This is a genomic window from Bacteroides sp. MSK.20.12 (genome assembly GCF_019052435.1).
Taxonomy (GTDB): Bacteria; Bacteroidota; Bacteroidia; order Bacteroidales; family Bacteroidaceae; genus Bacteroides; species Bacteroides xylanisolvens.
In genome coordinates this window covers 1-18,370 of record NZ_JAHQVH010000033.1, presented here as the reverse complement: position 1 = coordinate 18,370, position 18,370 = coordinate 1, and the positions used below count along the sequence as shown (strand labels likewise).

Genomic DNA, 18,370 nt, shown 5'->3' with positions numbered 1-18,370 from the left:
CTATTTAGTAAGTAATAGAGATTCCTAAACTTAGATTCCGCATCGTCGGATAGTTGAAACCGTCTCCTTTATTACCGGAAGTCAGGTCATTATCCGAACCTTTTGTTATCACTGTCACATCGTAATCTTTCGTGTGACGGTAGAGTGGAGACCACGACCATAAGTTCTCGCCCGAGAAATAGACAGATACTTTAGAAAACCCGGCTTTTGCTATCCATTTCTTTGGCAAATTGTAACCAAACTGCAAATTTTTGAGCCGGAAGTAAGATACATCCTGCAAGTAGCGTGTATTGGCCGTGCCTTTATATAAAGGATTGTAATAACCCGAATAACGCGGCAGATAAGCATCAGGGCGGTCTTTGGTCCAATAGTTATTCAAGTGCCACACCGGAACTTGGTTGTAAGGACGGTTATACTGTCCCCAGAAAGAACTCTCACCACTGGGATACCAGTCTTGTTTTCCCACACCGTCGAACATGGCTGACAGAAAGAAGTTATTCCAGTCGGCACTAAATGAGAGGGTATAGATGTAGCGCGGTTCGGAGTTTCCTATGATTTTCCGGTCGCCCGGTGAGTCTACTGTGTTGGCTCCGTTATCAATAGTACCTGTATTGTTCAAGTCTTCGAAGCGCATATCACCGGGATAAGTGATGTAATTGACAGATGTCTGCATCAGGTTGTTTTTGTAACCCTTTCCGTCAAAAGCCGCATCGATTTCGTCTTGTGACTGGAACAGTCCGTTACAAACAAATCCCCAAATCTCACCGATACGCTGACCTACATAATAATCATCCAAGTCACGTTTCGGGTTATTATATTTGTCTATCACCGAATGATAATCGGCAAGGGTTGCTTTGATGCCGAAGCTAAATGGTTTGCCAGCCAAACGGAACGAGTCGTTATATCCCAAAGAAATCTCGTAACCATAGGTACTCATGTCAGCATAGTTCCCTTTGGGCGACGATGCACCGAATGTATCGGGAAGCGTCGGTCCCACCGTATACATATTAACAGTCTTACGTACGTAATAATCGGCGGATAACGTAATTTTGTTGTTCCAGAATCCCAAATCGATACCGCCATCAATGGTTCGTGAGGTTTCCCAACCGATATTGTCAGGAATTTGGGCAGGATTGAGCGTGTAGCGTAACTGTGCCTTACCGTCGAGATAGCGGCCTTCGCTCGATGAGCCGGTAGTGGAATAAGTCTTCAATGAGAACTTTTCCAGATAAGAATACGGCTTCACATTACTATTGCCCAGCGCACCATAAGAGACACGCAGCTTTCCATTGGAGATAATAGCCGGATTTACCTTCCAGAACTTCTCTTCCGAGAAACGCCATGCTGCCGAAGCTGAAGGGAAAAATCCCCATTGCGAATTGTTGGGGAACTTCGAAGAACCGTCATAACGCCCGTTCACCTCAAATAGATAACGGTTGTCATAGGAGTAATTCAAACGGAAGAATGCTCCGGCATACCGCCACCGGTTACCATCACTCTTAATGGACATATTATCTCCCATAGCAAAATTTATATTTTCCACATCAGGCATCAACAAACCATTCCGCTCCGAAGAGATTGCCTTGTAATCCTGCTGTTCGTAATTATATCCCGCCAAAGCTTTCATATAATGTTTTCCTACAAATGTATTCTCATATTCGGCATATACATTGGTGGATATATAGGTAGTCTGTTGCACTTTCTCCAACATCTTATCATCTGTTTCCGGTACTCCGAGATATTTAATCACCCCTTCGTAATCGCTATACGGAACAGCGGTAGTCTTCTTGTCTTCTATAAAATCTTTCGTACGGAAAGAGAAGTCTCCGGTAAAACGCAATTTGTTGTCCAGCATGGTTATATTCAGGGTAGTCGTATTTTTCAGCGTTTTAGTCGTACGCTTTATCCAGTTGTTGCCTGTTACCAGTCCACCGACAGAACGTGCTCCGGAGTGTGTCAAGGTTCCGTCCGGATTGAAGATTGGTTCGGACGGATGCCCTTCCATGTTGATGGCTTTCCAAACCAGACCCTCATTCTGTTCTACATAACCCAATGGTTGTGTATATTTATCATGAGTATAGTCTATATTATTGGAAATTTTCAGCCAGCTGAACACTTGTGCGCTGATTTTGGTACGCATATTCATAGTGCGGTAGGTGTCTGAGTTATAATTGAACAGACCGTCATAATCGTATAACCGTGCGGAAGTGTAGTAACTTATTTTTCCGTTCGAACCGCTGATAGATACATTATGCGACTGTGCAAACGTATGATCCTTATAAAGCGCATCATAGTAATCCTCATTTCCATAGTATGTATATTTCCCATCGGGGCCAACTGCTGTCTGTAACGTATTTCCTGCCAACTTCCGTTGCCGGAAAGTCTCCAGCCATTCTTTTGAGAAAGGTTGTGACTTATTAATGCTGGTAGGCTCTATCCCGCGGTAATTGTATTCCGCCTCACGAAACAGATAAGCCCAGACATAACCGTCATCAACGACATCCGGCACAGCATACGGAGTTTCATAGGAGAAATTTCCCGTATAATTGACCGTAAACTTATCTTTTTGCTTTGACGGATCTTTTGTTGTAATCAGGACAACCCCATACGGAGCACGTGAACCGTAGATGGCTGCCGAAGCCGCATCTTTCAATACGGACACGCTTTCTATGTCATTCGGGTTCAGCATGGCCGGATCGCCTTCTACACCGTCTATCAATACCAGCGCACTACCGCCCGCTCCGATAGACGTTACACCACGGATATTATACGAAGCCGATTGATTGGGCTTACCGTCGACTAACGAAATATTCAGATTTGGTACAGCGCCTTGCAACATCTGTGTGACATTAGCCACCGGACGATTTTCAAATACATCCGATGATACATTTTCTACCGCCCCTGTCAAGTTTATCTTTTTTTGGGTACTGAATCCGACCACCACTACTTCGTCCAACGTCTGTGTATCATCTTTCAACACTACTGTCAGATAATTCTTATTTTTCACGCTCACCTCTTGCGTCAAAAACCCCAGGTAGGATATTTGTACCACACTCCCTTCACTGACTGTCAACTGGAACTTACCGTCCATACCTGAGATTGTACCTGCCGTGCCATTCTTCTCTTTTATATTGGCTCCGATGACAGGCTCCCCTGACATGTCCTTCACTATCCCGCTAATAGTGTATTTCCTGGAGGATTGTTGTGCGGACTGGCCGCTTTTCTTCTTGATGATAATATCTTTCCCTTGGATAGTGTAGCTAACATCTTGTCCTGCCAAGACCTGTTCTACCACCTTCTCAATAGGTAAATCTTTGGCTAGCACTGTCACAATCTTTTTGGTATTCAGATCGTTTGTTGCAAATGCAAATGAATATCCGTTTTGCTTCTGTATTGTTTCAATAGCCTGCTTTACTGTTACATTCTTCAACTGCAAATTGATAAGCTGCGCAAATGAGCTTAGATAAGAGCATAGCAAGAGCAGGACCATGAAAAAGACTTTCTTCTTATTTTTCATAAGTCAATGGATAAATAATTGATAAATAGGATGAGAAGTTTAGGATTTTATTTATATTTGCCTAAGCTTTCATCAATTAAAGTCACTGTGGCTTTTAAGATAGAAAGGCAAGAGGTCAGGGGATGGAAAAGGAACCTGACCTTTTTATATTTCTATCAGGAGAGGTGAATCATGTTTTTACTAAATGGCTTTTCATATTTCTTTAAGTTTTAAAGGTTTAACATCTGTTCATTTGGGAAGTGTGATCACAATATTTTTTCCATTCATGGTATAAGTCATTTTGTCTGTAGACGACAATACATTCATAATCTCCTGAATACTTTGCTCTCTTTTACGGAAGTTTCCATAAAAACGAATCGTATTTAACGTGTCGTCTGCAACGGTTATTTTTACGTCATAGCTTCTTTCCAGTTCTTTAATGATATCTGAAAGCAAAATTTCATCAAAGTAAAGGCGGTCGTTTGTCCATTCAGCACTGTAAGCGGCTTTGGTATCGGATACAGATAGTTTTCCTGTTTTTTTATCCAACAGCGCCTGTTGGTCCGGATGAAGTATGGTCTCTTTTTGCCGGGTATTCAGCGCTACCTTTCCTTCCAGCAGACAGACTTTAGCTTCCAAATCGTCTTTATAATTCCGGAAATTAAATTTAGTTCCCAATACTTTGACGTCTAGTTCTTCCGTATGTACTTTAAAAGGTATCTCCTCATTTCTGGTTACTTCAAAATAGGCTTCTCCCGACAAGTTCAATGAACGTTCATTAATTCCAAAATCTTGTGCATAGCTCATTTGGGAACCCGCATTAAGCCAAACCAACGTTCCGTCAGGAAGATACAGTTTGGTTTTTGAACCGTATGGAGCTTCCACCGTAATCTGTGTCAATTGATTCCGGAGTACTCTCTTTCCACTCTGAAAGGCAATCGTTCCACAGAAAAAAACAATTACAACCATTGCAGCGGCATACATCCACGGACTGATAGTGAGTGTTTTTCGTTTTACCGATGGTTGCACAAGGTTTTCTGTATGCTCTAAAAATAATTGATAAGCCCGTTCTTTGTCGAAATGCTGTTCATCTGCTTCATCAGAAGCAGCGATCCATACTTCTTGCATATCGGAAAAATATTTCCGGTTTTCTTCCGAAACATTCAGCCAATTCTGTAACGACTGCATCTCTTCCGGTGTCAGACTGTTTGTCAGATAACCGATTATCCAATCATTGACTATATCCGTATGTGGTGATTGTTCATTCATAAAAGATAGTGCCTTTATATATACTACAGTTTTTTATAATAGCAGGGTAGGATAAAAAGCAAAAATAATACATAAAAAAGTGCCCAGTTCTTTTTTAAGTATTACTAATGCGCTCTTTATATGATACTTAACCGTATTTACAGAAATGCCAAGTTCACGAGAAATTTCTTCGTAACTCATTTCCCGGAAGCGGCTCATGGTGAATACCTGTTTGCAGGCAGGCGGTAATTTGTTGATAGATTCGTGGATTTTCGATTCCAATTCTTCTTTTAGCAGGTTGCCTAAAGGATGCTCATTGTCAGAAACGATATTTTGCAATTGAATACCAGCCTGCTCAATGGTAGAAAAACGTATCTCTGTCTCCTGCTGCTTGAGGGCTAAGTAGTTCAGACATTTATTACGTACGGCTATTATCAGATAGTTGCGAAGAGGAGGCACCAGTTCCAATTTGTCTCTGACTTCCCAAAGATGAAAGATTACATCGTTCACTATGCTTTCCGCCTGCACTCTGTCTTTCAAGAGATAATAACTAAGTTTGCAGAGAGCAACATAATGATAATCATATATGTATTTATATGCTTCATTATCTCCGGCCTTTAGCTTTTTTATAATGTGTTTTTCATCAATTGGAATCATATTCTGTTTTTTCTGCTCTGCAATATTCGGATAATATATTGAAAGATGCAAATTAATCAGTAGAAAAATTGGAATTAGAAAAAGCACCAGGAACATACGGATGAGTGAACCAGAAGCACGAACCTTCCCCCTCACGGGATTCGACTCCAATCTTTCCGCCCATCCTTTTGACCAGGCTTTGACAGATGGATAATCCCAATCCGGCACCTTGTACAAATGAGTCCAATTTTACAAAACGATTAAAAATTTCATGTTTTTGTTCGTCGGGAATCCCTTTGCCCGTATCCGTTACACAAAAACGTACCTGACTCTCATCTTCCAATAAATAGGAAAGTGTGATTGAGCCTTTAGTGGTAAACTTCAAGGCATTAGTCAGAAAATTAGAGAGTACTTGCACGATTCGGTTTTTATCAGCATCAATCACAATCTGCGGTGAATTTTCATCAAACCGCAGTTCGACCGCAGTGTCACGTTTTTTGTGTGAGAAGGTAGCAATCACTTCCCGGCAAAGTTGTGGTACATCCACCCGTCCCATAACAAGATCTATCATACCGGCTTCGATTTTGGAGATGTCCAGAATGTCGGAAATAAGGTTGAGCAACAGCTCATTGTTCTCCTGCACTAAAGACATATATACATGACGCAGCTCCGCCTCATCGGTTTCGGCAAGCAGACTGGAAAAACCGACGATGGCATTCAAAGGAGTACGTATTTCATGGCTCATATTGGCAAGGAATGCTGATTTGAGCCTGTCCGATTCTTCCGCTTTTTCTTTAGCTTGAATCAGCTCTAGTTCCACCTGTTTGCGGGTGGTGATATCGGTAGCCAGTTCCATGATTGCCCAACGTCCGTCGAGCCATTTTATTGCCATGCTCTGGATGGTATACCAACGTTTGGTGACCGGATTGTAGTCTTCCCAAAAATGAACGCCTGTAAACTTACGGTTGGCATCGAGCAACTTCGGCTTCGGGCAGTGTTTACACCCATTTTCCAATCCTGCATTCAACATTCTCCAACATTCCGCATTTTCCGGAACTTCTCCTGCTTCTTCCCTGAAAGGCTTATTGGCAAAAATCACTTTCAACGTATCGTAATCACTCACAAAAATATTGGCATTGATATTGTCCAATACCTTTTGCATGGTTCGCTGCGACTGTTGCAGCGATGTTTCAACTTGCCAGCGTTTGGTAGCAGTAGATACGATTTGCGATATCTGGCTCATCAGTTCCACATCTTTTTCATCCCATTGTTTGTTCCAGCAAAAGTTGAACGAGAGAAAGCCGAAATGTACTCCCAATTGTGACAGGGGAAAAACAGCGATGGCTTTTACGCCTTGCACTTCGAGCATTTGAGTAATAAAGGGATCAAGCGAATAAATATCGGACGTACAAATGATATGGTTTTCTTCCAGCATGTCGAACCAGGGTTTTCCCGCTTCAATGGTCATACTCCGCAAGTAATCGATAGCGGGTTCTATACCGTCGTTGCACCATTCGTTGGTGCAGCCATACGTAACTCCGTCGAGGTGGTTTTCCCATGTCGCCAAACGGTCGACACCAGTATAACGGCCAATTTCGGCCAGTGCCATATTCATAGCAGTAGGTATATCCGGTTCCAATTGCAAAATTTGCAGTACCTTGATAAATAATGCCTGCCGTCGGTTGGTTGCTTCGAGATTCTCCTGAATAGCGATCAAGTCTTTAGATTTCTCTTCAACCATCTGTTCGAGGCTGGTACGGTACTGTTCCAGTTCCATACCGCCCCCTTGAGGTTCAGAATCAGTGGATTTCATGTTTAATAGATAACAGTAAATAGAATTTTAGTTTAGTTTCGAATCCGGACGAGATGCGTCCCACATTCTGCAAATATATACATTTATTTTAGAAACCAAACTTTTTCCCATCAAAACGACTTCTTATAAATGCCTAATAATCGCAGAATTACGAAAGCATATATTACATAATCGACCTCGTCAATTCCAAACTTCCTCAATATTATACCGGATGGAATCTTTTCAACAATATATGACTTACACTGAAAAAGTCCTTATCACACTTTTCTATCTATTAAAACTAAATCCTATTCGTCTGGTTATATCAGTTTCAACCCTACGATTGAAATAATCAGAGTCGTCATAAAAAACAAACGACCCAAAGTTGCCGGTTCATGAAAGAACAGGATACCGATCAATACAGTCCCCACCGCTCCTATCCCCGTCCAAACAGGATATGCAGTGCCGATAGGCAATGTTTGCGCAGCCTTTGCCAGTAGGAACATGCTTAAGGTTACAGAGATTACAAATCCCGCTCCCCACAAATAAAAATCGGTGCCTGTCGCTCCTTTAATCTTGCCTAGACAAAAGGTAAAACCAACCTCAAACAGTCCGGCAATAATCAATATAATCCAATTCATATCATTCTATTTTAATATTAGACTGCAAAATTAACAAGATGCCCGGAGCTTTCACTTTACATTTGATAAGAAACGACGGTGTAAGAGTATCATCAAATCTTCTTTTCCTAATATAACTTTTTGTATTTTTGCAGAATAATGATTCAATGCGATATGGATATACACGAGATTATAAACAGGATATATCGGATGCCGGAGGCTTCAGCGGATAAGGTGGTCAAACATCTGTCAAAAATCACATATCCCAAAGGTTATCATATATTGGAGGCTGGCAAGACTGAAACGAATATCTTTTTCATCGAGAAAGGGATTGCTAGAGCTTATATTCCCGTAGACGGAAAAGAGGTAACGTTCTGGATTGGGAAAGAAGGGTCAACCATTGTCTCATTGAAAAGCTATGTAAATAATCAACAAGGGTATGAGTCAATGGAACTGATGGAAAACTCGGTGTTGTATCTATTAAAGCGCAAAGACTTACACGAATTATTCAAGGAAGATATCCATATTGCCAACTGGGGGCGCAAGTTTGCCGAATCAGAGTTCCTGCAAACAGAGGAAAGACTTATTTCTCTCTTATTCACCACCGCGTCCGAACGGTATATGAAGCTGATACAAAATAATCCGGAGCTATTACAGAGAACACCATTGGAATGTCTTGCTTCTTATCTGGGAATAACTCCGGTAAGTTTAAGCCGGATAAGGGCGAAATTGAAACGGGTACTTTGAGATAGAAACATATTTTTCAAAAGCGAACAGAAAGTGATATATTTGTGTTTTGAATGAATCAAAAGAGAGAAGTCATGAATATCGAAGATTATAGAGAATATTGCCTGTCAGTCAAAGGAGCAACAGAATGTATGCCGTTTGATGAACATACTTTGGTTTTCAAGGTTATCGATAAAATGTTCACTTTTGCTACATTACGTCCTAAAAACGGAAGATTCTGGGCGGATATGAAATGTAATCCTGATAAATCAGAAGAGCTCATAGAACAATACGAAGACATTTTTTGGGGACCTTTTTCGGATAAGAAACATTGGATAACCGTTTACTTGGAAGGAGATGTTCCCGATAAACTCATAAAGGAGTTGATTAGCCACTCGGTAGAAGAAGTTATAAAGAAGTTACCCAAGAAAAAACAAGAGGAATACAAGAACATGATTTAGGATTCGAAAAATAGACATATCCGGCACTACTATTATTGCTAAAAGTAGAGCCGGATAAAATCACTATACACCCCAAAACGCACACACGGATAAAATCATCGTATATTTAAAAACGTATGTCCCAGGAACACTTGCATTCTTCATTCCGGCAATCATGAATCTGGAGAAAAAATAAATGGACGAATTTTATTAACTAATGCTTTTTTAGAAGCATTTTTTTAGGTTATTTTGCGGAACAAATATCACGAACTCGTCAAATTATGGATTGGATTGGCCTTGATTTAACATTCCCTATCACCGACCCTACATGGATATTTCTCCTTGTACTCTTGATTATATTGTTTGCTCCGATATTATTGAATAAACTGCGCATCCCTCATATTATCGGGATGATCTTGGCAGGACTGGCTATTGGCGAACATGGATTTAATATCCTGGTACGAGACAGCAGCTTTCAGTTATTCGGGAAAGTCGGACTCTATTACATCATGTTCCTGGCTGGTCTGGAAATGAATATGGGAGATTTCAAAGAGACGCGAAACAAAGCATTAGTGCTCGGTTTACTGGCTTTTATCGTTCCCATCGGGATTGGATTCGTGGCCAATGTATCTTATCTGAAATATGGTGTAATCACCTCTATATTATTAGCCAGCATGTATGCCTCCCATACGCTCGTGGCCTACCCCATCGTCACCCGCTTCGGCATATCACGCCATCGTAGCGTAAGTATTGCCGTAGGAGGAACGGCCGTAACAGATACACTCACGCTGCTGGTACTGGCTGTTATAGGCGGACTGTTCAAAGGAGAAACCGGAGGATTGTTTTGGATTTGGCTGGTGGTAAAAGTAATCTTTCTAGGGGCACTGATCATTTATTTCTTTCCGCGCATCGGTCGTTGGTTCTTTCACCGGTACAATGACAACGTGATGCAATTTATTTTCGTACTTGCGATGGTCTTTCTAGGAGCAGGGTTGATGGAGCTTGTTGGTATGGAAGGTATCTTGGGAGCTTTCCTCGCAGGATTGGTACTTAACCGGCTCATCCCCCACGTCTCTCCATTGATGGATCATTTAGAGTTCGTTGGTAATGCACTTTTTATTCCTTATTTCCTTATCGGAGTGGGAATGTTAATCAACTTACGTGTTATTTTCGGAGAGGGGGATGCCTTAAAAGTTGCCGCCGTGATGATAACCATGGCGCTGACAGGCAAATGGATTGCTTGCTGGCTCACTCAAAAGATATATAAGATGTCTGTTCTTGAACGAAATCTGATGTATGGTTTGAGTAATGCACAGGCGGCAGCCACATTGGCGGCTGTGTTAGTTGGATACAACATTATTCTGCCCACCGGCGAACGGTTATTGAATGATGATGTACTAAACGGAACAGTCTTGCTTATCCTGGTCACTTGCGTAGTGAGTTCACTGATTACCGAACGGGCAGCCAGAAAAATGGCGATGGATGATTCACAACCTGAAAATGAATCGTCGAAAGAAACAGAGAAGATTTTAATATCCATAGCCAACCCGGACACTATCGAGGACATGGTGAATCTTTCTCTAGTCATACGTGACCCCAAATTGAAAGATAATCTCCTGGCATTAAATGTCATCAACGACGATAACAACTCTGATAATCTACGAATTCGAAGCAAACATTATCTCGAAAAAGCTGAAATGACAGCAACGGAAGCAAATGTACCACTCAAAAAGGTCACCCGGTATGATTTGAATATAGCTTCCGGTATTATCCATTCAGTCAAGGAGAATGAGATTACGAGTATTATCACCGGCCTGCACCGCAAGAAAAACATCACAGATTCATACTTTGGAATACTTGCCGAACACTTATTGAACGGATTAAACTGTGAAATAATTATCTCTAAATTTCTGATACCGGTCCATACAATCAAACGGATTGTCGTTGCCGTCCCTCCTAAAGCCGAATATGAATCCGGTTTTCCGCATTGGATGGAGCACTTCTGTCGCATGGGGAGCACTCTTGGATGCCGCGTACACTTCTTTGCCAATGAAAAGACTACCATCCGCCTACAAGCGTGGATAAAGAAAAGGCATAAACAGACGCTTACCGATTTCTCTCTCTTAGAAGACTGGAATGACCTGCTGGTATTGACAGGACAGGTAAGTTACGATCATTTATTGGTTATTATCAGTGCACGACCAGGAACTCTTTCGTATGACAGTTCTTTTGAGAAGTTACCGAGACAGCTCGGGAAATATTTCTCCAACAATAGCTTTATCGTGCTGTATCCCAATCAGTCGGGAGAGCCATTGGATACGTCTTTCTTCTCTAAGCTATATACTGATACCGAAACCCGACATTACGAAAAGGTCGGTAAATGGTTTTACAGGTGGTTTAAGAAAGAGGGATAAAATTAGAATTGAAAAGTTCCGTTTAATTTATAAATATCGACACATTTATCTATATTTGTACCATTAGCAATTTTGCTATAAACACCTAAAGGAAAAGAATGGTATGTCAAACGTCGATTTTTCCAAAATAACAGAAGGAATCTATCATGTGATAGAAACTGAAGAGAAAATACTAACCGGGCTACAAAATGATACGATCACGTTGAAACGTAATAAACAAAATCGTACCATCAAACAGATTCTCGGACATTTGATTGATTCGGCATCAAACAATCACCAACGCATGGTCAGATTGCAATACAGTAAAGATTTGCTTTTCTTTCCCGATTACCGTCAGGATAATGATCTGTGGATAGCATTACAAGATTACCAAAATGAAGATTGGAATAACCTGATTCAACTATGGAAGTTTTTTAACCTGCATATCATTCAGGTTATAAAATCTGTAGACCAGACAAAACTGAATAGCTACTGGTGTGATTTTGAAGGAACAAAGGTTACGCTACAAGACATGATAGAAGGTTATCTAAGTCATTTACACCTGCATATTCATGAAATCCATGAATTAATGAATGCCTAAAAAGGATAGCGGTTGCAGTTCTTTTATGTTCTATAAATATTAAGATGTACCCACATGGCAACTTACACTCATTTCGCAAAACAACCCGATGTACTGAAACATCTGATACTCTGTGAAGTTCTTAGAAATGAAGCCCCACAAGTATATGTAGAAACCAATTCCGCATGTGCCATCTACTCCATGACACAAACCCCGGAGCAGCAATATGGTATCTATCATTTCCTGGAGAAAGCAGATGATGACAAATCTCTAAAAGATTCCATTTATTACCAACTGGAAAGTACAGAAATGGCAAAAGGAAATTATCTGGGTTCTCCTGCCCTGGCAATGAATGTATTAGGAAAGCAAGCAAAAAGGTTCGTATTCTTCGATTTAGAAAAGAGTGCGCTGGAGAATGTAGACATTTATGCCAAACAAATCGGATTAAGTACATCCGTAGAAATACATCATACCGACTCCCTGAAAGGCACAATAGAACTGTTGCCTTCACTTCCCGCATCCTCTTTCATCCATATCGATCCTTACGAAATAGACAAGAAAGGAGATTCAGGAGTAACCTATCTCGATATCCTGATACAGGCTACTCAATTAAGCATGAAGTGTTTATTATGGTATGGATTCATGACCGGAGATGATAAAGAATCTTTGGACAACTATATTGTATCCAGTCTGGAAAAGGCAGGTATCAAGGATTACATAGGTGTAGAGCTTACCATGAATTCAATAAGAAAAGACAATATATTATGTAATCCGGGCATTTTGGGAAGTGGTATTTTGGCTACAAATGTATCACAAATCTCCAAAGATACCATTCTTGATTACAGTAACAAACTGGTTGATATATACAAAGATGCTAAATACAAAGATTATGATGGAAGTTTATATATTCAGCATCTTTGATATCCACTTATTAATTTAATTACCTAGAACATTACTCTACAAACAGAGCGTCAGAAAGCCGGAGCTTTTAAAATCAGTTTCCGGCCTTTTGGCTATAAATTAACTTATTTCTTTGGCTGATTGTCCACAAACCATCTATTAGCCGTACATTTTTCGTATCGTCATCTTCCACGTTCCATGCATAACCTCCTGAAGGCAGGCCACGTCTCTCCAATATTTCATTGGGTTGATTATTGGAAAAGAAAAGTTCCAGTTGCGTAGAGTCAGGACTAAACACAATAAAGGCAGAAGCATTGCTATCGTCCACCGCTTCCGTGCGGATTCCTTTCTCAAACAAGCGGATACAGTCTTTTTGCACTTCACACCATACATATCCGGCAGAACCGATACAGCCATGTTCATCCCGATCACCTCCCACAATCAGAGATTGCGGATACTGAACTAATTTAGAAGCCGGCATTCCCGGTGTATATTTTCCGGTATAGAACACTTCCAGCGTATCATTCAGAAGCAAACCGTTGACTTCATCTTTATTTGCATCCATCGTACTGAACGAAAGGGTATCATTCTTATCAGTAACAATCGTTACCGTATTCATGGTTGCATCACTAACGATTCCTTTTGAGCTTGCCACTTTTGACGAGCAACCTGCCATGAGGCAGAGCGTACCTACTGCTAATAATATTGTTTTCATTTTCTTTAATTGGGGATTTGTTTTTAAATTAATGCAAAGATAAAGGTTATACTGCCAATATTTCGCTTTTACAAAATAAATTAATTTCCGGGCAGATTGTTCACCAGCTACACACAAAATGCCTATATTGGACAACGATCTATTAGAAAATCAGCCTACCTTTGTGATATGGATAATCAAAAGTAAATACAGAATACCATGAAAGAAACTTTGCAGATTCCCACTCCCGAAACACTGGAAGCCTTGACAGGTAAGGAACTTTATGATATATGGACTTCACTTTGCCAGCTAATCGAACAAAAGTACAATATGGAACAACTATGGAACCATGGAGGAAAAAAATGGATATACGAATATAAATATCGCAAAGGCGGAAAAACGCTATGTGCCCTATACGCCAAAGAACAAACGATTGGCTTCATGGTCATTTTAGGTAAAGATGAGCGTGCCAAATTTGAATCTCTGCGAGAGGTCTTTTCCAATGAAACTCAAAAGGTATACGATGAGACGACTACTTTCCACGATGGAAAGTGGCTCATGTTCGAATTGAAGGACACTTGTTTATTTAATGATATAGAGCGACTTCTATCCATCAAACGAAAACCCAACCGATGATTGAATCAGATATAAATAAAAGGTATTGTCAAAGTTGCGGGATGCCTCTCCGTTTTGATGTAGAGAAATATCTGGGTACTAACTCCGACGGTTCCCGAAGTGACGAATATTGTTACTACTGTCTGAAAGACGGAAAATATATCGTCGACATTCCGATGTCGGAAATGATTAATATCTGGATAAAATACACTGATAAGTACAATGAATATGCAGATACCGCTTATTCGCCGGAGGAACTTAGGCGAATACTCAACGAACGGTTACCCAAACTGAACCGATGGAAACAAAAGTTGGAAACCAGTAATATTCATCACCAAAAGATTCAGGATATAGTCGTTTACATCAACAATCATTTATTCGATAGTTTAGATGCAGATATACTTAGTACGATAAGCGGACTTTCCAAATATCACTTCAGAAGAGTGTTTCAAACCGTTGCCGGAGAAAATATTGGAAGCTACATACAACGTTTGCGCCTCGAACATATAGCACATCTGTTAGTATCCACCGACTTTACATTAAATCAGATTTCGGAGCAAACAAACTATCAAACTAAATTCAGTCTGGCAAAAGCCTTCAAAAAACATTTTGGAGTGTCAACCTCTCAATATAGGGAGAAGTATAAGCCGATGTATGACGAACAGCATGTGGTTATCACTCCTGAAATCCGGTCGATTCTGCCGATGAAAGTATTTTGTATCGAGGTGGGTGAAAAGTATAAGGATGAACTCCGATACAAATTAATATGGGACAGGCTCACCAACTATGTGAGGCAGCGCAATGAAGACAAGTCGAATGATAAGTTTGTCAGCCTTAGTATGGACGACCCGGCCATCACCCCAATAGATAAATGTCGCTTCTATCTCGGGGTAATAATCGATAACAAAGAAAATGATTCCCAGCCGGGAGTAATGGAAGTTCCCGGTGGTCGTTACGCTATATTCAGGCATATCGGCGACTACTCTTTATTGCATAAATTCTACCGGACTATTTATGAAGAGTGGTTCCCGGAAAGTAAATATCGCCCTCAAAGCACCTTTAGCTTTGAAATGTATATGAACCGCCCTGCCTCCACCCTTAGAACAGAACTAATTACCGACATCTATATTCCGGTCATCAAGAAATAATTAATTATCAACCCTCTAAAAACAATGTATTATGGGAAAAATTTCAGAAATCATGCTATTGAAGCAACCGAAACAATCCGCTTTGGCTGTTGAAGTACAAACAGAAATGAACGGAATGCCGGAAGCTATCGGGAAGAATTTTGTAAAAATAGACTCTTTATTTAAGGAACAGGGTGAAGTCACTACCGATATCCCCTACGTTGAATATCCCAACTTTGAAAGTCTGACGGAACACAATATCAAAATGATTATTGGTCTAAAGTCATCCAAAGAATTACAGGGTGAAGGGGATATACGATCTATAATGATACCGGAAAGAAAAATAGTTTCCTGTCTGCATAGAGGAACTTACAGCGAACTGGCTGTCCTGTACAACGAGATGATGGAATGGATAAAAACCAACAGTTACAAACCTTCGGGAACATCCATTGAATATTATTACAGCAATCCTAACGTACCCGAAGAAGAACAGGTGACAAGAATAGAAATGCCACTATTATGAATGTTTTCTTCATCTAGTTATTTCTTTCTTCCTATCAATAACCATCGAAAACACAGCCTTACGCTCAATCTCCGGGAAAGGAAGAAGCAGACTTAAAAAAAATAGCCAATGCTTTGTACATTGGCTGTTTCTAATCTGTACGCAAAATATTCCCCTGTATTTTCCCCAGAATCTTGGGGAACTGCCAAAAGAACAACAAAGTACAGCAAATTGCCGCAGTGGCATCAGATATAGCTTCAGCTGCATATACACCGGTTACTCCCATATAATGCGGTAATATCAATGCTAATGGAATCAGTAGAATCGCTTTACGCAACAAAGCAATAAAAATAGATATTTTTGCTTGTCCCAAGGCTACAAACATATTCTGACAGGCTCGCTGTAATCCAAAGATAGTCATACCGCCCAAGAAAACAGGCATTGTCCAGCGGACTGTTTCTATCAATTTTTCATCACTAGTAAAAGCAGATGCTACAATCGTAGGAAACAAGATCATAAGTAGCATTAATAACAGGTTAAATGAAAACATGGTTATCATCACAATACGAAAACAGTCTTTCACACGTTGTTTATCACCATGACCATAATTATAACTGATAATCGGAACAAATCCCAGCGCAAAACCGGTTAACGGAACACTTGCAAACTGCATCGCACTTTGCAAGATAGTTAATGCGCTGACATAAATATCTCCAAAATTTTTCAGACTACTATTCAATACAAAACCAACCAGGCTCTCCGTACTTGCCATTATAAATGGAGATATTCCCAAAGCTAACATGGCGAATACAATCTTCCGGCTCAACCGCATATTACGCTTTTCCAAAGGTAAGGAAGCACGACGGGAAAAGAGAAAACTCAATACCCACGCCGCACTACATGCTTGAGACAATACGGTAGCCAAAGCAGCTCCTTTCACTCCCATATCAAACCAGAAAATGAAAATAGGATCAAGAATAATATTCAATAAGGCACCGATCAAAACGGAGTACATGGCAATAGCCGGCCGTCCCTGTGCATTAATAAAGCTATTCAGTCCTGTAGATATTTCAACGAAAACAGTTCCTAATAAATAGATGGAAAGATAATCAACCGCATATTCCAACGTATTTTCCGAAGCACCCGTAAAAAGCAAAATCGGTTCCATAAAGGTATATGCGATGAACGAAGTGAACAAGGTGAATAGTATTAATAAGACAAAACCATTCCCCAAAATTTTTCCGGCACGCAGACGGTCGCCTTGTCCCAGTGCCATGGCTGCCAATGGCGCGCCCCCTCCTCCTACAATCGCCGAGAAAGAAGAAATCAGTATAACAAGAGAAGTCGTCACTCCTACCCCAGCCAACGCATCAGTACCAATACCCGGAATATGTCCGATATAAATACGGTCGACCATGCTATACAGCAAATTGACGAATTGGGCTATTACTGCGGGAAGCGCCATTTTAAAAACGAGCGGCAACATACGCTCTGTACCTAGCCGTGCTTCATACTTATTTATCATTCCAAACTTCTTTTTCTAAAATCAGCTGCAAAGTTATAAGAAAAACAGGCTCCCGATTTAAAACCGTTGGATAAAATAAATAGAATAGATACCTTTTATCCACCCGGGATAACTAATCGTACCTGCCAGATAATCATTCAGTTCATCATACAGCTTTTCCAATTCATTTATATCAGCAGAAGTTCCGGGTTCTATTATAAATTTCATATATGCATTGTTTATCTTTTCATCAATTCTTCTATCTTTCCACCTATAATATAAGGTATACATTCGGAGATCTTTTCGACGCTCCAATCCCACCATTGCAATTCTTGCAATCGGGCAATCGTTTGCTCATCAAAACGTTTCCGAATCTCCCTGGCTGGCGTTCCGCCTACTATTGTATAAGGAGGAACATCCTTAGTAACCACTGCCCGCGACGCAATGACTGCTCCATTCCCGATATGTACTCCTGCCATAATAACAGCTTCATATCCAATCCATACATCATTACCTATTACTATATCCCCTTTATTATCCCAGGCAGAAGTTACATCTCTCTTATCTAAATTCCATTCCTCAAAAAAGATAGGAAACGTATAATTGGATAAAGAATTCAATGTGTGGTTTGCACTATTGAAAAGAAACTTAGCTCCACAGGCTATGGAGCAGAATTTTCCTATTATCAAACGGTCTTTATTAATCGGATAATGATATAAGACATTGTTCTTCTCAAAAAGAACCGGATCATTTACAAAGTCATTGTATATTGTATAATCACCTACGATAATAGCAGGATTCTTAATCACCGTATTCAGGTAAATAGTCTGAAAATCATTAGAACGAGGATATATGTTCGAATTCATTGTAATGGCTTCTTTTATATAGTTTATTGAATAGAATAAAAAAATAACTTGTGACTTACGTTAAATCACAAACAGTTGTAGCAGCAGAACTCTCTATTGTTACAATCCATATGGGCGAAGCTATTTACAAAGTTGCCATTTCATTGTGTCAGCAAAACAGGATTTATATTACATAGCAAAGGTATATAAAAAAACAGATTTTTTACGCCCGGTAAATAAGAAAGTCAAGAC

General features: G+C 40.3%; 16 protein-coding genes and 1 pseudogene. 8 read left to right on the top strand and 9 right to left on the bottom strand.

Annotated elements, in window-relative coordinates; translation table 11 throughout:
* Positions 1 to 4: 4 nt before the first annotated feature.
* From KTR06_RS16575 to KTR06_RS16555, 5 genes are all read right to left on the bottom strand, one after another.
* Positions 5 to 3,517: a TonB-dependent receptor gene (locus KTR06_RS16575; protein ID WP_254306436.1), complete on the bottom strand. Its 3,513-nt coding sequence runs from the start codon at positions 3,515 to 3,517 to the stop codon at positions 5 to 7.
* 228 nt (positions 3,518 to 3,745) lie between these two features.
* Complete coding sequence (locus KTR06_RS16570; RefSeq protein WP_217290584.1) at positions 3,746 to 4,765, bottom strand: FecR family protein; 1,020 nt, start codon at positions 4,763 to 4,765, stop codon at positions 3,746 to 3,748.
* Between the two features lie 33 nt (positions 4,766 to 4,798).
* Positions 4,799 to 5,401: an RNA polymerase sigma-70 factor gene (locus tag KTR06_RS16565; protein WP_022199135.1), complete on the bottom strand. Its 603-nt coding sequence runs from the start codon at positions 5,399 to 5,401 to the stop codon at positions 4,799 to 4,801.
* 52 nt (positions 5,402 to 5,453) lie between these two features.
* The gene (locus KTR06_RS16560) at positions 5,454 to 7,193 is read right to left on the bottom strand and encodes a GAF domain-containing sensor histidine kinase (protein WP_217290583.1); all 1,740 of its coding nucleotides are present in this window, start codon (positions 7,191 to 7,193) and stop codon (positions 5,454 to 5,456) included.
* Between the two features lie 299 nt (positions 7,194 to 7,492).
* Positions 7,493 to 7,813: a multidrug efflux SMR transporter gene (locus KTR06_RS16555; protein ID WP_004306435.1), complete on the bottom strand. Its 321-nt coding sequence runs from the start codon at positions 7,811 to 7,813 to the stop codon at positions 7,493 to 7,495.
* A 153-nt stretch (positions 7,814 to 7,966) separates the two neighbouring features.
* Between KTR06_RS16555 and KTR06_RS16550 the strand changes: the two genes are divergently transcribed.
* The 5 genes from KTR06_RS16550 to rlmJ all read left to right on the top strand — a co-directional run bounded on the left by KTR06_RS16550 (position 7,967) and on the right by rlmJ (position 12,852).
* Complete coding sequence (locus tag KTR06_RS16550; RefSeq protein ID WP_217290582.1) at positions 7,967 to 8,539, top strand: Crp/Fnr family transcriptional regulator; 573 nt, start codon at positions 7,967 to 7,969, stop codon at positions 8,537 to 8,539.
* Between the two features lie 74 nt (positions 8,540 to 8,613).
* Positions 8,614 to 8,979, top strand: coding sequence for an MmcQ/YjbR family DNA-binding protein (locus KTR06_RS16545; protein WP_217290581.1), 366 nt, complete (start codon positions 8,614 to 8,616; stop codon positions 8,977 to 8,979).
* Between the two features lie 260 nt (positions 8,980 to 9,239).
* The gene (locus tag KTR06_RS16540) at positions 9,240 to 11,372 is read left to right on the top strand and encodes a cation:proton antiporter (protein ID WP_004323542.1); all 2,133 of its coding nucleotides are present in this window, start codon (positions 9,240 to 9,242) and stop codon (positions 11,370 to 11,372) included.
* A gap of 103 nt (positions 11,373 to 11,475) precedes the next feature.
* Positions 11,476 to 11,952 carry a DinB family protein gene (locus tag KTR06_RS16535; protein ID WP_004323543.1) on the top strand — a complete coding sequence of 159 codons (477 nt, stop codon included), beginning with the start codon at positions 11,476 to 11,478 and terminating at the stop codon, positions 11,950 to 11,952.
* Between the two features lie 54 nt (positions 11,953 to 12,006).
* On the top strand, positions 12,007 to 12,852 hold the full coding sequence (gene rlmJ, locus KTR06_RS16530; protein WP_004323544.1) for a 23S rRNA (adenine(2030)-N(6))-methyltransferase RlmJ: 846 nt from the start codon (positions 12,007 to 12,009) through the stop codon (positions 12,850 to 12,852).
* Positions 12,853 to 12,925: 73 nt separating this feature from the next.
* Here the strand turns inward: rlmJ and KTR06_RS16525 are convergent, their stop codons facing one another.
* The gene (locus tag KTR06_RS16525; RefSeq protein WP_217290580.1) at positions 12,926 to 13,546 is read right to left on the bottom strand and encodes a hypothetical protein; all 621 of its coding nucleotides are present in this window, start codon (positions 13,544 to 13,546) and stop codon (positions 12,926 to 12,928) included.
* 198 nt (positions 13,547 to 13,744) lie between these two features.
* On the opposite strand from KTR06_RS16525, the gene KTR06_RS16520 reads away from it, so the two are divergent.
* Genes KTR06_RS16520 through KTR06_RS16510 form a run of 3 tightly spaced genes read left to right on the top strand, consistent with a single transcriptional unit; the run spans position 13,745 to position 15,790 of the window.
* Positions 13,745 to 14,161, top strand: coding sequence for a DUF3788 domain-containing protein (locus KTR06_RS16520; protein WP_118220018.1), 417 nt, complete (start codon positions 13,745 to 13,747; stop codon positions 14,159 to 14,161).
* Positions 14,158 to 15,288 (top strand): GyrI-like domain-containing protein, encoded by a 1,131-nt coding sequence (locus KTR06_RS16515; protein ID WP_118220019.1) that lies wholly within the window; start codon positions 14,158 to 14,160, stop codon positions 15,286 to 15,288. The genes KTR06_RS16520 and KTR06_RS16515 overlap by 4 nt, the downstream gene beginning before the upstream one ends.
* 31 nt (positions 15,289 to 15,319) lie before the next feature.
* Positions 15,320 to 15,790, top strand: a complete 471-nt coding sequence (locus KTR06_RS16510; protein ID WP_120070852.1) for a GyrI-like domain-containing protein — start codon at positions 15,320 to 15,322, stop codon at positions 15,788 to 15,790.
* Positions 15,791 to 15,920: 130 nt separating this feature from the next.
* On the opposite strand, the gene KTR06_RS16505 is transcribed toward KTR06_RS16510, so the two are convergent.
* From KTR06_RS16505 to KTR06_RS16495, 3 genes and pseudogenes are all read right to left on the bottom strand, one after another.
* Entirely contained in the window at positions 15,921 to 17,294 is a 1,374-nt protein-coding gene (locus KTR06_RS16505; protein ID WP_120070855.1) for an MATE family efflux transporter, read from the bottom strand.
* A 78-nt stretch (positions 17,295 to 17,372) separates the two neighbouring features.
* Positions 17,373 to 17,501: pseudogene (locus tag KTR06_RS16500) on the bottom strand (GNAT family N-acetyltransferase); the annotation flags it as partial.
* Between the two features lie 11 nt (positions 17,502 to 17,512).
* Positions 17,513 to 18,139 carry a CatB-related O-acetyltransferase gene (locus tag KTR06_RS16495; protein WP_120070859.1) on the bottom strand — a complete coding sequence of 209 codons (627 nt, stop codon included), beginning with the start codon at positions 18,137 to 18,139 and terminating at the stop codon, positions 17,513 to 17,515.
* Positions 18,140 to 18,370 lie beyond the last annotated feature (231 nt).

Coding starts and splice junctions, on each gene's coding strand:
- KTR06_RS16575 (WP_254306436.1), bottom strand. CDS start 3,517: ATGAAAAATAAGAAGAAAGTCTTTTTCATGGTCCTGCTCTTGCTATGC.
- KTR06_RS16535 (WP_004323543.1), top strand. CDS start 11,476: ATGTCAAACGTCGATTTTTCCAAAATAACAGAAGGAATCTATCATGTG.
- KTR06_RS16510 (WP_120070852.1), top strand. CDS start 15,320: ATGGGAAAAATTTCAGAAATCATGCTATTGAAGCAACCGAAACAATCC.
- KTR06_RS16495 (WP_120070859.1), bottom strand. CDS start 18,139: ATGAATTCGAACATATATCCTCGTTCTAATGATTTTCAGACTATTTAC.
- KTR06_RS16545 (WP_217290581.1), top strand. CDS start 8,614: ATGAATATCGAAGATTATAGAGAATATTGCCTGTCAGTCAAAGGAGCA.
- KTR06_RS16540 (WP_004323542.1), top strand. CDS start 9,240: ATGGATTGGATTGGCCTTGATTTAACATTCCCTATCACCGACCCTACA.
- KTR06_RS16565 (WP_022199135.1), bottom strand. CDS start 5,401: ATGATTCCAATTGATGAAAAACACATTATAAAAAAGCTAAAGGCCGGA.
- KTR06_RS16570 (WP_217290584.1), bottom strand. CDS start 4,765: ATGAATGAACAATCACCACATACGGATATAGTCAATGATTGGATAATC.
- KTR06_RS16560 (WP_217290583.1), bottom strand. CDS start 7,193: ATGAAATCCACTGATTCTGAACCTCAAGGGGGCGGTATGGAACTGGAA.
- rlmJ (WP_004323544.1), top strand. CDS start 12,007: ATGGCAACTTACACTCATTTCGCAAAACAACCCGATGTACTGAAACAT.
- KTR06_RS16555 (WP_004306435.1), bottom strand. CDS start 7,813: ATGAATTGGATTATATTGATTATTGCCGGACTGTTTGAGGTTGGTTTT.
- KTR06_RS16505 (WP_120070855.1), bottom strand. CDS start 17,294: ATGATAAATAAGTATGAAGCACGGCTAGGTACAGAGCGTATGTTGCCG.
- KTR06_RS16515 (WP_118220019.1), top strand. CDS start 14,158: ATGATTGAATCAGATATAAATAAAAGGTATTGTCAAAGTTGCGGGATG.
- KTR06_RS16520 (WP_118220018.1), top strand. CDS start 13,745: ATGAAAGAAACTTTGCAGATTCCCACTCCCGAAACACTGGAAGCCTTG.
- KTR06_RS16525 (WP_217290580.1), bottom strand. CDS start 13,546: ATGAAAACAATATTATTAGCAGTAGGTACGCTCTGCCTCATGGCAGGT.
- KTR06_RS16550 (WP_217290582.1), top strand. CDS start 7,967: ATGGATATACACGAGATTATAAACAGGATATATCGGATGCCGGAGGCT.